The organism is Comamonas koreensis, assembly GCF_014076495.1.
Lineage (GTDB): Bacteria > Pseudomonadota > Gammaproteobacteria > Burkholderiales > Burkholderiaceae_C > Comamonas > Comamonas squillarum.
In genome coordinates this window covers 4,204,564-4,218,671 of record NZ_CP043575.1, presented here as the reverse complement: position 1 = coordinate 4,218,671, position 14,108 = coordinate 4,204,564, and the positions used below count along the sequence as shown (strand labels likewise).

The 14,108-nt window shown below is 63.4% G+C and carries 13 protein-coding genes; 8 read left to right on the top strand and 5 right to left on the bottom strand.

All coding sequences use genetic code 11. The features are described 5' to 3' along the window. Positions 1-12: 12 nt before the first annotated feature. Both bamC and dapA read right to left on the bottom strand, forming a co-directional pair. Positions 13-1,119 (bottom strand): outer membrane protein assembly factor BamC, encoded by a 1,107-nt coding sequence (gene bamC / locus F0Q04_RS19240; RefSeq protein WP_116925991.1) that lies wholly within the window; start codon positions 1,117-1,119, stop codon positions 13-15. Between the two features lie 38 nt (positions 1,120-1,157). Further along, the gene (gene dapA / locus F0Q04_RS19235) at positions 1,158-2,054 is read right to left on the bottom strand and encodes a 4-hydroxy-tetrahydrodipicolinate synthase (protein WP_116925824.1); all 897 of its coding nucleotides are present in this window, start codon (positions 2,052-2,054) and stop codon (positions 1,158-1,160) included. A 275-nt stretch (positions 2,055-2,329) separates the two neighbouring features. Between dapA and lgt the strand changes: the two genes are divergently transcribed. From lgt to F0Q04_RS19200, 7 genes are all read left to right on the top strand, one after another. Further along, positions 2,330-3,160 carry a prolipoprotein diacylglyceryl transferase gene (gene lgt, locus F0Q04_RS19230; RefSeq protein ID WP_116925992.1) on the top strand — a complete coding sequence of 277 codons (831 nt, stop codon included), beginning with the start codon at positions 2,330-2,332 and terminating at the stop codon, positions 3,158-3,160. A 102-nt stretch (positions 3,161-3,262) separates the two neighbouring features. Beyond that, positions 3,263-4,051 carry a transporter substrate-binding domain-containing protein gene (locus F0Q04_RS19225; protein WP_182342961.1) on the top strand — a complete coding sequence of 263 codons (789 nt, stop codon included), beginning with the start codon at positions 3,263-3,265 and terminating at the stop codon, positions 4,049-4,051. 300 nt (positions 4,052-4,351) lie between these two features. After that, a complete protein-coding gene (locus tag F0Q04_RS19220; protein WP_116925826.1) occupies positions 4,352-5,020 on the top strand; it encodes a GntR family transcriptional regulator in 669 nt (222 codons plus the stop codon). After that, complete coding sequence (locus F0Q04_RS19215) at positions 5,017-6,495, top strand: malonyl-CoA decarboxylase (RefSeq protein ID WP_116925827.1); 1,479 nt, start codon at positions 5,017-5,019, stop codon at positions 6,493-6,495. The genes F0Q04_RS19220 and F0Q04_RS19215 overlap by 4 nt, the downstream gene beginning before the upstream one ends. A 193-nt stretch (positions 6,496-6,688) precedes the next feature. Continuing rightward, the gene (locus F0Q04_RS19210; protein WP_182342959.1) at positions 6,689-7,705 is read left to right on the top strand and encodes a Bug family tripartite tricarboxylate transporter substrate binding protein; all 1,017 of its coding nucleotides are present in this window, start codon (positions 6,689-6,691) and stop codon (positions 7,703-7,705) included. A gap of 16 nt (positions 7,706-7,721) precedes the next feature. Further along, a complete protein-coding gene (locus F0Q04_RS19205; protein ID WP_116925993.1) occupies positions 7,722-8,513 on the top strand; it encodes an enoyl-CoA hydratase/isomerase family protein in 792 nt (263 codons plus the stop codon). A gap of 66 nt (positions 8,514-8,579) precedes the next feature. Then, complete coding sequence (locus F0Q04_RS19200) at positions 8,580-10,136, top strand: malonate--CoA ligase (RefSeq protein ID WP_116925829.1); 1,557 nt, start codon at positions 8,580-8,582, stop codon at positions 10,134-10,136. A gap of 110 nt (positions 10,137-10,246) precedes the next feature. Here the strand turns inward: F0Q04_RS19200 and F0Q04_RS19195 are convergent, their stop codons facing one another. After that, positions 10,247-10,690, bottom strand: a complete 444-nt coding sequence (locus F0Q04_RS19195) for a universal stress protein (protein WP_021027068.1) — start codon at positions 10,688-10,690, stop codon at positions 10,247-10,249. A 149-nt stretch (positions 10,691-10,839) separates the two neighbouring features. Further along, on the bottom strand, positions 10,840-11,562 hold the full coding sequence (gene fnr, locus F0Q04_RS19190; protein WP_116925830.1) for a fumarate/nitrate reduction transcriptional regulator Fnr: 723 nt from the start codon (positions 11,560-11,562) through the stop codon (positions 10,840-10,842). Positions 11,563-11,713: 151 nt separating this feature from the next. On the opposite strand from fnr, the gene hemN reads away from it, so the two are divergent. Beyond that, positions 11,714-13,096, top strand: a complete 1,383-nt coding sequence (hemN, locus tag F0Q04_RS19185) for an oxygen-independent coproporphyrinogen III oxidase (protein ID WP_182342957.1) — start codon at positions 11,714-11,716, stop codon at positions 13,094-13,096. 20 nt (positions 13,097-13,116) lie between these two features. On the opposite strand, the gene F0Q04_RS19180 is transcribed toward hemN, so the two are convergent. Beyond that, on the bottom strand, positions 13,117-13,938 hold the full coding sequence (locus F0Q04_RS19180; RefSeq protein ID WP_116925832.1) for a sulfite exporter TauE/SafE family protein: 822 nt from the start codon (positions 13,936-13,938) through the stop codon (positions 13,117-13,119). Between the last annotated feature and the right edge of the window lie 170 nt (positions 13,939-14,108).

Genomic DNA, 14,108 nt, shown 5'->3' with positions numbered 1-14,108 from the left:
CCGCGCAGCGCATCACTTCATGTCGTCTGCCAGCACCTTCAGAATGCGTTGGGCATTCGCCGAGGTGTCGGCCTTGCCGCTCTCGTTGAGCACGGTGACATTGCTGGTGTTGGCTTCGCTCTTGACCTGGATGCGGTACTTGATCGGGTCCGGTGCATCCGGGTTGCGGTTGAAGATCTTGGCAAAGAAACCGTCGGGCTTCTTGTTCAGATCGGTCGGGTCGATGTAGCGCACAAAGTACACGCCCTGGCTGCGGTCGCGGTCCTCAACGGTAAAGCCCGTGCGGTCCAGCGCCAGGCCCACACGGCGCCAGGTGCGGTCAAACGGATCGCTGACCTGCAGCACGGGCGAGCCATCGGCAGCGGTCGCGATCTTGGAGGTGCTCACAGGGGCCAGCGGCGCTGCGGCAATCGCCTTGGACTGCTCTTCGCTCACGCCCAGCTTGACCATGATGCGGCGCAGGAATTCGGTTTCCAGCTCTGGATCGGCCTTGCGCGGCTGCCAGATAGTGCTGTCCTTTTCCTTGTTGGAGTAGACCTCTTCCATGCCGCGGTGGCTCACGTAGATTTCGGTCTTGCCATCGGGGCGGCGCTCGATGCGGGTGCGGAACTTGTCCTGCTCGCCGGTCGAGTAGATCGAGTCAAACACCTTGCCAATGGAGCGGCGGATGAAATCCTGCGGCAGCTTGGCGCGGTTTTCGGCCCAGTCGGTTTCCATGATGCCGATGTCGGGGCGCTCGATGGTCAGCGCAAAGCCGCTTTCCTGCCAGAAGTCCTTGACCGGCTCCCAGACCTTGTCTGCGGGGCGGTCGATGACCAGCCAGCGCTGGTTGCCATCGCGCTCGATTTGCACGTCGCCAATCTGCGACGCGGCGGTGTTGGCCGTGCCCTTGGGGGCCGCATCCTTTTGCACCTGGTAGGCCGCAGCCGAGACCGTGCCGCCAGGCACGACATAGCGCGAGTCCTTGGACAGCTGGGTCAGGTCCGGGGGGACTTCCAGCGTTGGCCCCTTGGAGGCGCTCTTGTAGTCGATCTTGTCGCCTTCGAGAATATTGCCGGTACCGCAAGCGGCCAAAGTGACAGACAGGCTCAGCACGCTGAGTTTTGCGAGGGAATTCACGTTCAAATCCTTAACAGAGGCAACGCGCGGGTGTTGCTTTAGAGCAAGGAGGCTCCGCGCATTGCAGCTTCCACCGTGCCATGCAGACCGGCGGAAAGCTCGGTCATCGGCAGGCGCAGGGTCGGGCCACACAGGCCCATCTTGTTGGCCGCCCACTTTACCGGAATGGGGTTGGCCTCCAAGAAGAGGGCTTTATGCAGCGGCAGCAGTTTATTCTGAATTTCCATAGCCCGACCAACATCCTTGGCAATTGCCGCCTGGCATAGCTGGCTCATCAGGCGTGGCGCGACGTTGGCGGTGACGCTGACATTGCCGTGTCCGCCGCACAGCATCAGGGCCACGGCGGTGGGGTCATCGCCTGAGTAGATGCCAAAGCCGGCTGGCGCATCCTTGATCAGCCACTGGGCGCGCTCGATGTTGCCGGTCGCTTCCTTGATGCCGACGATGCCGGGCACTTCGGCCAGGCGCAGCACGGTGTCGTGCTGCATGTCGGCCACGCTGCGGCCCGGTACGTTGTAGAGGAAGATGGGCAGGTCGCCCACCGCTTCGGCAATCGCCTTGAAGTGCTGGAACTGGCCTTCCTGGGTCGGCTTGTTGTAGTAGGGCACGACCTGCAGCTGGCTGTCGGCGCCCACGCTCTTGGCGTACTTGGCCAGCGTGATGGCTTCGTGGGTCGAGTTGGCGCCACAGCCGGCCATGATGGGCACGCGCTTGTTGGCCTGCTCGACGGAGACGCGGATGATCTCCATGTGCTCTTCGACGGTGACCGTGGGCGACTCGCCCGTGGTGCCCACCACACCGATGCAGTTGGTGCCTTCGGCGATATGCCAGTCGATCAGTTTTCGCAGGCTTGCATAGTCCACGCTGCCATCGGCATGCAGGGGGGTGATCAGGGCAACAATACTACCGGTCAATGGAACACTGGTGGAAGTCATAGCGTGGAATGGAAGCTGGATGGAAGATTCTAGCGGGGGCTGGACTGCCGCCGCCGCAGGCAGTATAGCGCGCCCAGCAGCAATTGCTGTCATATTGATTGCAAACACGTTTATTGTTTGGTCATTTTGAATGTCTTGTAGCAGTTATTTGGTTAATTTGACGTAAATTTTGGGGTGATGGCTTGATATCGATTGTGTAATCGAATGCGCATGGGTGCGGGTAAGTCCTGTGGCTCCCACTGGGGATGGCGCTGCCTGCCGTGAACTGCGGCACAATGCCTGCCATGCTGATGTATCCCCAATTTGACCCGATTGCCATCAAGCTCGGCCCGCTGGCCGTGCATTGGTATGGACTGACCTATCTGGTCGCCTTTGGCCTGTTTTTGTTCCTGGGCATACGCCGCCTCAAGGACCAGCCCTTTGCCTCGGTCACCACGCCCACGCGCTGGCAGCGCAAGGATGTCGAGGACATTCTGTTCTATGGCGTGCTGGGCGTCATCGTCGGCGGCCGCCTGGGCTACTGCCTGTTCTACAAACCCGCTTACTACCTCAGCCACCCGCTGGAGATCTTGGCCGTCTGGCAGGGCGGCATGAGCTTTCATGGCGGCCTGGTGGGCGTGATCGTGTCCATGGTGCTGTATGCCAAGCTCAAGGGCCGGCCCTGGCTGCAGGTGGCCGACTTTGTCGCGCCCTGCATCCCGCTGGGCCTGGCCTCGGGCCGCGTGGGCAACTTCATCAATGGCGAGCTCTGGGGGCGCTTCTCAAGCCCCGATCTGCCCTGGGGCATGGTATTTCCGCAAAGCGGCTCGATGCTGCCGCGCCACCCCTCGCAGATCTACCAGTTCCTGCTCGAAGGCGTGCTGCTGTTCGTGGTGATGTGGCTGTACTCGCGCAAGCCGCGTGGCGAGGGCCAGGTCGCTGGCGTCTTTCTGATCGGCTACGGCCTGCTGCGCTTTATTGCCGAGTACTTCCGCGAGCCCGATGACTTTTTGGGCCTGCTGTCGCTGAACCTGAGCATGGGCCAGTGGCTCAGCCTGCCGATGGTGCTGCTGGGGATTTACCTCTGGAGCCGGGGCCGCAACCAGCCGGTGTTGACGACGGCCTAAACCGCGTATCCCCTGAATTTATAGGGCTATACTGATCAGCCGCTGTGCCGGATTCCTCTGGCACAGCGGCTTTGTTTTTTGTCTGAGCGGAGATAGGACGATATGACCAAAAAATGGGTGCTGGGCCTGGTGGCCGGTGTGTGCGTGCTGGGCAGTGCAGCGGTGTCTGCGCAGCAGGCCTTGCCCGATCTGAAAGTGGCCGTGGACCTGAGCTATGAGCCCTTTACCTACAAGCTGCCCACAGGCCAGCCCGCCGGTTTCGACGTCGACATCGCCAACGCGCTGTGCGCCCAGATCAAGCGCAAGTGCGTGTTTGTCGAGCAGGTCTGGGACGGCATGATCCCCGGTCTGCAGGCCAAGAAGTACGACGTGATCATCAGCTCGATGGCCAAGAACGAGGACCGCGCCCGTGTTGTGGACTTCACGAACAAGTACTACCACACCGGTGCGCGCATCGTGATGCCCAAAGGCTTCAAGTACACCGGCCCCGAATCACTCAAGGGCAAGAAGATTGGCGTGCTCAAGGCCAGCATCCAGGAGAAGTGGGCGCTGACCTACCTCAAGCCCGCAGGCGCCGATGTGGTGTCCTACCCCGGCCGTGACCCGGTCTACCTGGACATCAATTCCGGCCGCCTGGACGGCTCGGTCGCCGACAGCGTCGAGATCGCCTACGGCTTTTTGAAAAAGCCCGAGGGCCAGAACTTTGAGTTTGTCAGCGACACCTTGGTGGACAAGAAGATCTTTGGCGAAGGCGCCAGCATTGCGATGCGCAAGGGCCAGCCCGAGCTGAAGAAGTCACTCAATGATGCGATTGCCGCCATCCGCGCGGACGGGCGCTACAAGCAGATCGCCGACAAGTACTTTGACTTTGACCCTTACGGCAAGGACTGAGAACGCAACGTAGTTCGCAGCGGCAGGGGGCGTGGCCCCCACCAATGACGCAAGCAGGCCTGGAGCAACCGGTGCCTGCTTTTTTTGTGTCCGCAAAGCGGGAGGGTAAGCGTTTGCACCGGTAACAGTGGTCGCGGGGTATGAACCGGGTGTTAACACGGGGGCCAAAATGCGCTGTAATTTCTCATAATTACAGCATTGCACCGTTGATTCGGCCCTCTGAGTCAGAGTCAATGCCAGAGCCAACCTGAGATTTTGGCGCGGACGGTGCAGAACGACTTTTTCCAAAGGAGTGAGCGGATGGCGGTTGCCGGACAGTCCTTGCACGACACGGTGGCGATCCAGGTGCGCGACCTGATCTTTGCCGGCACCTTGGCGGCGGGCGAGCTGCTCGATGAAAAGGCGCTGTGCGACCAGCTCTCCGTCTCGCGCACGCCGCTGCGCGAAGCGCTCAAACTGCTGGTCTCCGAAGGGTTACTGCGCCATGAGCCGCGGCGTGGCTGCTTTGTCGAGACCGTGACCGAGCGCGATCTGGACGATATCTTTCCGGTCATTGCGCTCTTGGAAGGGCGCGCCGCGTACGAGGCCACCAAGAAACTCAGCAGCGCCGACCGCGCCGTGCTCGATGTGATGCACGAGCAGCTGGCCCACTACGCCGAGGCGGGCGATATCGCGGCCTACTACCGCATGAACCACCAGATCCATGAGGCCTTCATCACCCTGGCCGACAACCGCTGGCTGGCCCAGGCCATTGCCGATCTGCGCCGCATTTTGCGCCTGGCGCGGCTGCACCAGCTGCGCGCGCCGGGCCGCCTGCAGGCCAGCTTGCAGGAGCACCTCGATATCTATGCCGTGATGCTGACCGGTGACGCCGATGCCGCCGAGCAGACCATGCGCAACCATTTGCTGCAGCAGCGCAAGGCCCTGCTGCGCACCACCCCCCTTTCACTGTCAAGGATTGCTTTATGACCACCGCTACCGAAACTTCGCCCGCTACCGCGGTGGACAGCGCCGCCAACAACTGGCTGCAAAAAAGCGCGGCCTGGCTGCGCTCGGTCGGCATTCCTACCGAGTTGGGCAGCAGCAGCGCTGCCGAAGGCGAGCGCAGCACCACCGAGCGCCTCAAGGCCACCTTGCGCCGGGGCAATGAGGCGCTGTCGCCGCGCGAGTTGCGCCGCCTGCTGGCGGACCTGCAGGCCGTGGGTGCCAGCGAGGTGAGTGACGCCGAAGGCGGGCGCCTGGCCGAGCCGGTGATGCAGTGGTATGCCGCCGCCCAGCCCGAGCAGCGCCTGGACTGCTGGCGCCTGCTGTGCGAGCAGTTCATGCCCGATGTGGCCAAGATCGGCCAGGCGCGCCAGCGCTACGAAGACGCGATCGGCACCGCCAGCATGGCCGCTGCCGAGCGCCACCTGCGCAAGGCCTTGCAGACCCCGCGCATGCGCCTGTTTCAGCGCTTTGCGGTGCCCGCGCAGGGCATGCGCTTCTTGCTCGATCTGCGCGCGCAGATGCTGCCCCAGCTCAAGAGCCAGGAATGGCTGGTCGCTGTGGACGCCGATCTGGAATACCTGTTCTCGACCTGGTTTGACATCGCCTTTTTGGAGCTGCGCAGCCTCAGCTGGGATTCGCCCGCGTCCTTGCTCGAAAAACTCATCAAGTACGAAGCGGTGCACGACATCCGCAGCTGGACGGACCTGAAAAACCGCCTCGACAGCGACCGCCGCTGCTACGGCTTTTTCCACCCGCGCCTGCCCAACGAACCGCTGATCTTTGTCGAGGTGGCCCTGGTCGACAAGATGTCGGACAGCATTGCGCCGCTGCTGGACGAGGCCGCTGCCGCAGCCGATGTGAACAAGGCCAGCACGGCGATCTTCTACTCGATCAGCAACACCCAGACGGGTTTGCGCGGCGTGAGTTTTGGCGATTCGCTGATCAAGACCGTGGTCGAGCAACTGCTGCAGGAGTTTCCCAAGCTGCGCCAGTTCGCCACCTTGTCGCCGATACCCGGTTTTCGCAGCTGGCTGGGCAAGAATGCTGGCGAGGTCTGGGAGGGCGCCGACAAGCGCCTGCGTGCCGAGCTGGGCAAGGCGCTGGACAAGGCTGAGCCCACGGTGGACGACTGGATGGCCGCGCTGGAGCAACCGGGCCAGTGGCAGGCGGGCGATGCGGCCGCCAAGCTGCTGCTGCATGCCGCTGCCCGCTACCTGGGCAAGAGCCTGGTCAAGGACAAACCGGTGGACCCGGTCGCGCGCTTTCACCTGGGCAATGGCTCGCGGGTCGAGCGCCTGAACTGGGCGGGCGATACCTCGGCCAAGGGCATCAAGCAGTCCTATGGTTTGATGGTGAACTACCTGTACGACTTGAAGCGCCTGGACAAGCACCGCAATGCGCTCGCCCAGGGAAAGATTCCGGTGTCATCGGGCATTGAGGCGCTGGCCAAGGTCTGAACCTGTTTTTGAGGATGGCAGGCCAGCATCGCGCCCCCGGGCGCTGCGCTGGCCTGGAGAGAGCTGCAGGCCCCCATAGGGCCGCAGCCTGGGTGGTAGGCATTCTTTGCTGACCACCCAGGGCCTGAGCGTTGCTGTCGGCGCGCGCAGGCGGGTGTGCGTGGATCTTTAAAAATAACCGTTAGGAGACAAGATGACCAAGAGCAATACACCTTCCCCGTCCAGAAGACGAACCGTGCTGAGCCTGGCCGCTGGCATGGCGGGCAGCGCGCTGCCCGCCTGGAGCTGGGCCAGTGCGGCCGCTGCGCGCGACTGGCCGAGCAAGCCGGTGACCTGGGTGGTGCCCTTTCCTGCAGGGGGTGGCACCGATGCCTTTGCGCGGCCTCTGTCCTCGCAGTTCTCGAAAATCTCGGGCAAGACCCTGGTGATCGACAACAAGGGCGGCGCAGGCGGCACCCTGGGGGCCAGCTTTGCCGCGCGCCAGCCCTCCGATGGCTACCATTTCTTTATGGGCGGCACCCACCATGTGATTGCGCCCTCGGTCTATCCCCGGCTTGATTACGACATTCAGAAGGACCTGGTGCCGCTGGCCTTGCTGGCGACGGTGCCGCAGGTGCTGGTGGTCAACCCCAAGCGGGTGACGGCGGCCAATATGCAGCAGCTGCTGGCCCAGCTCAAGGCCAACCCGGGCAAGATGAGCTTTGCCTCGGCTGGCGCCGGCACCAGCCACCACCTGGCCGGCGAGCTGTTCAAGATCCAGAGCCAGACCGACATCCTGCATGTACCCTACAAGGGCGCGGGCCCGGCGCTGCAGGACCTGATTGCCGGCAATGTGGACATGCTGTTCGATGGCCTGGGCTCGTCGGCCGCGCATATCGCCGCCGGGCGCATCAAGTGCCTGATGGTCTCGGGCAGCCAGCGCAACCCCTCGCTGCCCGATGTGCCCTGCGCTGCCGAAGTCGGCTTGCCCGACTACAACGTGACCACCTGGTACGGCCTCTGGGCCATCAAGGGCACCTCGCCCGAGCTGCAGGCGCGCATGTTCGAAGAGGCCAAGCGCATGGGCGCCTCCGAAGAAATCAAGGCCATCTGGGCCAAGAATGGTGCGGAATATGGCAGCATGACGCAGCCGCAGTTTGCCGCCTTTGTGGCCGACGAGGTCAAGCGCTGGGCCGAGGTGGTCAAGGCCTCGGGCGCGAAGATTGAATGACAAGAGGAGCGAGATGATGGCGGGGCAGGTTCGTGTGCAATCGTGGGTGGCGGGCGAAGAGGCATCCCGCGCGCAGGCCGTGCGCGTGGTGCTGAACCATGCGGGCAAGCGCAATGCCATGTCTCGCGCCATGTGGCGCCAGCTGCGCAGCGTGTTTGAGGACCTGCAGCGCCAGCCCGGGCTGCGCTGCATCGTGCTGCAAGGCGAGGGCGAGGCCTTTTGTGCCGGTGGCGATATCTCGGAGTACGCCGACTTTCGCTTTGCCCCAGAGAGCCTGGCCGCCTTCCACGAAGGCGAGGTCTGGCCGGCGCTCAACGCCATGCTGCAATGCGATGTGCCGCTGGTCGCTGCCATTGAAGGCGCCTGCATGGGCGCGGGCGTGGAGCTGGCCAGCTGCTGCGACATGCGCCTGGCGGCCGACACCGCCCAGTTTGGCGCGCCGATTGCCAAACTGGGCTTTCCGATGGCACCCAAGGAGGCGGCGTTGGTGCTGAGCCAGGTGGGGCCTGCCAAGACGCGGCAGATGCTGCTGGAGGCAGCGCTCTTTGGCGCCGACCAGATGCTGGCCTCGGGCTTTTTGAGCCAGGTTCACCCCGCTCAAGACCTGCAGGCCCAGCTGGAACGCAGCGTGGCCCGCATCTGCGGCCTGGCGCCCCAGGCTGCCCGCATGACCAAGCAGCTGCTGCGTGCACTGGCCGAAGGCGATGCCCAGGCCCCGGTGCTGCAGCAGCCCTATGCCTATGCCGATTCGGCAGAACACCGCGAAGGCATTGCCGCCTTTGTCGACAAAAGAGCAGCCCAGTTTTGACCGTGCCTGCGCTGGCCACCGGCCGGGCCGCAGGCGCCAAGGAAACCACCAACCAAGTAGACAAACATGACCAACGACAACCTGTTCTGCGCCCTGCGCGCGGCCTTTCCTGAGGACCTCGATGCCATCGCCGTGGAGACCACGTCGGCCAGCGGTGAGCCGCTGAACTACAGCTGGCGCGATCTGGACCGCATGAGCGCGCGCATCGCCAACCTGCTCGATTCGCTGAATATTCCTTCCGGCAGCCGCGTGGCGGTGCAGGTGGAAAAGTCGGTCGAAGCGATGGCGCTATACCTGGCCACCTTGCGTGCCGGCCATGTGTTTCTACCGCTCAACACCGCCTACCAAAGCGCCGAGATCGAGTACTTTGTCACCAATGCCGAGCCGGCCGTTGTGGTCTGCTCACCGGCCAACTTTGGCTGGGTCTCCAAGATCGCCTTCCAGTGCGGCACGCAAAGCGTGTTCACCCTGGGCGATGACCGCAGCGGAACCTTGCTGGAGCGTGCGGTGCACTGCGCCGATGCACACACGCCTGCGCAGAAATCTGCCGACGACATGGCCGCCATCCTCTACACCAGTGGCACCACTGGGCGCAGCAAGGGTGCGATGCTCAGCCACGGCAACCTGCTGAGCAATGCCGTCATGCTCAAGGACTACTGGGGCTGGAAAAAGGGCGATGTGCTGATCCATGCGCTGCCGATCTTCCATGTGCATGGCCTGTTTGTCGCGATCCATGCGGCCTTGCTCAATGGCAGCAAGATGATCTGGTTTGCCAAGTTCGAGCCCAAGGCGGTGATTGCCGCGATGGCGCGGGCGACGGTCTTCATGGGCGTGCCGACCTTGTATGTGCGCCTGCTGGCCGAGCCGGGCCTGACCAAGGCAGCGGCCCAGCACATGCGTCTGTTCATCTCCGGCTCGGCGCCGTTGCTGATCGAGACCTTCCGCGACTGGCAGACTCGCACCGGCCACACCATCCTGGAGCGCTATGGCATGAGCGAGACCATCATGCTGGTCTCCAACCCCTACCAGGCCGATGCCCGCCATGGCGGCCAGGACGAGCGCCGGGGCGGCACGGTGGGCTTTGCGCTGCCGGGTGTGGGCGTGCGGGTGCAGGGCGATGACGGCCAGGCGCTGGGCGCCGACGAGATCGGCCATATCCAGGTGCAAGGCCCCAATGTGTTCAGCGGCTACTGGCGCATGCCCGAGAAGACCGCGCAGGAGTTCACTGCCGACGGCTGGTTCAAGACCGGCGACGTAGGCAAGATCGATGCGCGCGGCTATGTGACCATCGTCGGCCGCAGCAAGGACCTGATCATCTCCGGCGGCTACAACGTCTACCCGGCCGAGATCGAGGGCTTCATCAACGAACTGCCGGGCGTCGCGGAAAGCGCGCTGGTCGGCGTGCCGCATCCCGATTTTGGCGAAGTGGGTGTGGCGGTGGTCATTGCCAAGGCGGGCCAACCGCTCGATGCCGACGGCATCATTGCGACCTTGAAAAAGCAGCTGGCCAATTTCAAGATTCCCAAGCGCTGCTTTGTCGTGGGCGAGCTGCCACGCAACACCATGGGCAAGGTGCAAAAGAACCTGCTGCGCGACCAGTACCAGGACCTGTTCAAGGGCTGATGCGCCTATGGAGGCGGCATGCGCCGCCATGACAAAACCCTCGCGCTGTGGCCGCTCAGAAGCTGCCGCAGGCGAGGGTTTGCTATGGGGATGATGCGGTTATACGGCGATCAGCGCAGTACCAGCACCGGTATCGTGGCATGGGTCAGTACATGCTGTGTTTCGCTGCCCAGCAGCAGGCGCTTCAAGCCCCGGTAGCCGTGCGATGCCATGACGATCAGGTCGCAGTTTTCCTTCTTCGCCGTCTCCAGCAGCGCCTCGGCAATCATGTCGGACTTGATCACCAGGGTCTTGATGGGCACGCCGGTCGCGGCGCCTTCGGCCACCACCTTATCGACAATGCCTTGCGCTGCGCGTTCCCAGCCATCCTCGATGCGCGCAATGTCATCGGGGTTTTGCATGGTGCTGCCTTCGAAGTAGCTGCGCGGGTAGTTGGGCGAGATGTTGACGGCAGTCACCGTGGCATGGCTCAGCTTGGCCAGCGCCAGTGCGTGGCGCACGGCCTTCTCGGACAGCTCAGAGCCATCGGTGGCAAGCAGGATATGTTGGTACATGGCAGGCTCCTTTCAGGTCAGACATGGGGCAGGGCTGTGGGTGGCAGCCTTGCCGTGGATGCAACTCAGAGCATCGCCGCTTGCGGCTTGAGCGGATGTCGGATCAGACCGCGTTTGTATCCGCTGGCGGAGCGACTTGGAACAGGGTCTTAAGCCGAGCAGGCCTGGGTGTTGATCAGGCCCTGGAGCTTGTCGGTGTCCAGAATGCGCACATGGCGCTGCTTGACCTCGATGATGTTCTCCTCGGCAAACTTGGAGAAGGTGCGGCTGACGGTCTCGAGCTTGAGGCCCAGGTAGCTGCCGATTTCCTCGCGCGTCATGCGCAGGATCAGCTCATGCTGCGAAAAGCCCCGGGCATGCAAGCGCTGCACCAGGTTCAGCAAGAAGGCGGCCAGGCGCTCTTCGGCGCGCATGCTGCCCAGCAGCAGCATGACGCCATGCTCGCGCACGATCTCTCGGCTCATGACCTTGTGCACATGGTGCTGCAAGGCGGTCACCTCGCGCGACAGGTCTTCGAGCGAGGAGTAGGGCATCACGCAGACCTCGGCATCTTCGAGCGCAATCGCGTCGCAGGAATGGCGGTCGTTGACGATGCCGTCCAGGCCGATGATCTCACCCGCCATCTGGAAGCCGGTGACCTGGTCGCGCCCGTCTTCGGTGGCGATGCTGGTCTTGAAGAAACCGGTGCGTATCGCATACAAGGAGGTGAAGGTCTCACCGTTGCGGAACAGCGCGCTGCCGCGCTTGATCTTGCGCCGGGTGGCGACGATCTCGTCGATGCGCTCCATCTGTTCGGCCGACAGTCCCACGGGCATGCACAGCTCGCGCAAATTGCAGCTGGAGCACGCTACTTTGATGGAGTTGGATGTCATGTATCAATACCCGTGAACAACTATTCAGATAGGAACGACGTTCCTTGGATGGGCCTATTGTGCGTGCTGGCGCCCAGAGGCTTCTTGATGTACATCAAGGACGCGTGGCAGGCCTTGGGGCACATTGGGGCGTCCGCTAGGAAGAAGAACCATGATTTCCCTGACCCCTGAACTGCTGTGCCGTTTTGATGTTCCCGGCCCCCGTTACACCTCGTATCCTACCGCAGACCGATTTGTTGAAGCCTTTGCTGCGAATGAGTACAAGCTGGCGCTGGCGCAACGCGGCACCGGTCTGGCGGGCCGGCTGTCGCCGCTGTCCTTGTATGTGCATGTGCCGTTCTGCGCCTCGCTGTGCTACTACTGCGCCTGCAACAAGATCATCACCAAGCACGCCGAGCGGGCCGACGAATACCTGGATTACCTCGAGCGCGAGCTGGACCTGCAACTGGCCCATGTCAGCGCCCGCCCGACCATCAGCCAACTGCACCTGGGTGGGGGCTCGCCCACCTTCCTGACCGATGCCGGCCTCAGCCGCCTGATGGATATGGTCAAAGAGCGTTTTCATCTGCAGCCCGGTGGCGAGTACGCGATCGAGGTCGACCCGCGCACTGTGAGCGGCGAGCGCCTGCAGCACCTGTACCGGCTCGGCTTCAACCGGCTGAGCTTTGGCGTGCAGGACTTTGACCCGCTGGTGCAACAGGCGGTGCACCGCGAGCAGCCCGCTGACCAGGTGTTTGCCTTGGTCGAGCAGGCGCGCGCTATCGGCTTTGAATCCATCAATATCGATTTGATCTATGGTCTGCCCCAACAAAGCCCGGCCAGCTTTGTGCGCACCATGGAGCAGGTCAACGCGCTGCGGCCCGACCGCATTGCGCTGTATGCCTATGCGCACCTGCCCGAGCGCTTCAAGCCCCAGCGCCGCATCCAGGCCCAGGACCTGCCCAGCCCCGCCGACAAGCTGGCGATGCTGGCCCAGGCCCTGGCGGCGCTGGAAGCCGCCGGTTATGTGTATGTGGGCATGGACCATTTCGCCTTGCCCGACGATGCCTTGGCGGTGGCCAAGCGCCAGGGCCGCCTGCACCGCAACTTTCAGGGCTACAGCACCCAGCCCGATTGCGATCTGATGGCGCTGGGCGTGTCAGCCATCGGACGCATTGGCGCCACCTACAGCCAAAATGCCAAGACCCTGGAGGAGTACTACGACCTGATCGACCAGGGCCAGATTCCCGTGGTGCGTGGGCTGGCACTGACGCGCGACGACCTGCTGCGCCGCACGGTGATCATGGGCCTGATGTGCCAGGGGTGCCTGGCCATTGAATCGCTGGAGCAGGCCTGGCTGATTGATTTTGCGCAGTACTTTGCCGCCGAGCTGGCCCAGCTGCGTGAGCTGCAGGAGCAGGGCCTGGTGCAGCTGAGCGACGAATCGATCAATGTGACCGAGCTGGGCTGGTACTTTGTGCGTGGCGTCGCCATGGTGTTTGACAAGAACCTGCAGGCCGACCGCAACCGGGCGCGCTTCTCGCGGATTATCTGAGGGCAGGGCGTGGGCAGGCCTCAGCCCTGCCAGGCCGCCAGGCTCTTGTAGAGCATGTAGAGCGCCAGGCACAGCAAGATGCCGCCAAAGATCTTCTTGAGCTGGCCCACCGGCAGCCGGTGCGCGGCGCGGGCGCCCAGCGGCGCGGTCAGCACGCTGCAGGTGGCAATGGCGGCCAGGCCGGGCAGCCAGATATAACCCAGCGAATGCGGTGGCAGCCCCTGCAGGTGCAGGCCGGCCACCATGAAGCCGATGACATTGGTGACCGCAATCGGAAAGCCCAGCGCCGAGCTCGTGGCTACCGCGTTGTGCATCGGCACGCTGCACCAAGTCATGAAAGGCACGCTGATGAAGGCGCCGCCCGCGCCCACCAGGCCCGAGAGGCAGCCGATCACGCCACCCGCAGCCAGCTGGCCGGCCGTGCCCGGCATGGCGCGCATGGCCTGGCTGTTGGGCTTGCGGAACATGCGCAGTGCCGAGTAGCCAATGAACAGGCCAAAAAACAAACCCAGGTAGCTGCCCTTGAGCACCGCAAAAATACCCAGGCTGGCCAGCAGGCCGCCCAGCACAATGCCCGGGGCCAGGCGTTTGACAAGGTCCCAGCGCACCGCGCCATGCTGGTGGTGGGCGCGCACGCTGGACATCGAGGTGAAGACGATGGTCGCCATCGAGGTGGCAATCGCCATCTTGATCGCCAGCTCCGGCGCCACGCCCTGGGTGCCCAGGATGTAGGTGATGAAGGGCACCAGCACCATGCCGCCGCCAATGCCCAGCAGGCCCGCCAGAAAACCGCCGATCAGGCCCAGAAACGACAGCGGCAGCAAAACAAGAGGATCAGTCATGGCGCGCAGTAAAAAGGCCACCTGAAACAGGTGGCCTGAAACCCCGCTGTCGCGGAGAGGAGAAGACAGGTTGGGCGGAGCCTGCCCGAAAAAATCAGGTGTTCGCAGCGGATCCACTGGACCGTCATCCTGAACCGGGGGTTCAGGTGGGCGAGGGCAACCTATCGTTG

Coding starts and splice junctions, on each gene's coding strand:
- dapA (WP_116925824.1), bottom strand. CDS start 2,054: ATGACTTCCACCAGTGTTCCATTGACCGGTAGTATTGTTGCCCTGATC.
- lgt (WP_116925992.1), top strand. CDS start 2,330: ATGCCTGCCATGCTGATGTATCCCCAATTTGACCCGATTGCCATCAAG.
- F0Q04_RS19225 (WP_182342961.1), top strand. CDS start 3,263: ATGACCAAAAAATGGGTGCTGGGCCTGGTGGCCGGTGTGTGCGTGCTG.
- F0Q04_RS19220 (WP_116925826.1), top strand. CDS start 4,352: ATGGCGGTTGCCGGACAGTCCTTGCACGACACGGTGGCGATCCAGGTG.
- F0Q04_RS19215 (WP_116925827.1), top strand. CDS start 5,017: ATGACCACCGCTACCGAAACTTCGCCCGCTACCGCGGTGGACAGCGCC.
- F0Q04_RS19210 (WP_182342959.1), top strand. CDS start 6,689: ATGACCAAGAGCAATACACCTTCCCCGTCCAGAAGACGAACCGTGCTG.
- F0Q04_RS19205 (WP_116925993.1), top strand. CDS start 7,722: ATGGCGGGGCAGGTTCGTGTGCAATCGTGGGTGGCGGGCGAAGAGGCA.
- F0Q04_RS19200 (WP_116925829.1), top strand. CDS start 8,580: ATGACCAACGACAACCTGTTCTGCGCCCTGCGCGCGGCCTTTCCTGAG.
- F0Q04_RS19195 (WP_021027068.1), bottom strand. CDS start 10,690: ATGTACCAACATATCCTGCTTGCCACCGATGGCTCTGAGCTGTCCGAG.
- fnr (WP_116925830.1), bottom strand. CDS start 11,562: ATGACATCCAACTCCATCAAAGTAGCGTGCTCCAGCTGCAATTTGCGC.
- hemN (WP_182342957.1), top strand. CDS start 11,714: ATGATTTCCCTGACCCCTGAACTGCTGTGCCGTTTTGATGTTCCCGGC.
- F0Q04_RS19180 (WP_116925832.1), bottom strand. CDS start 13,938: ATGACTGATCCTCTTGTTTTGCTGCCGCTGTCGTTTCTGGGCCTGATC.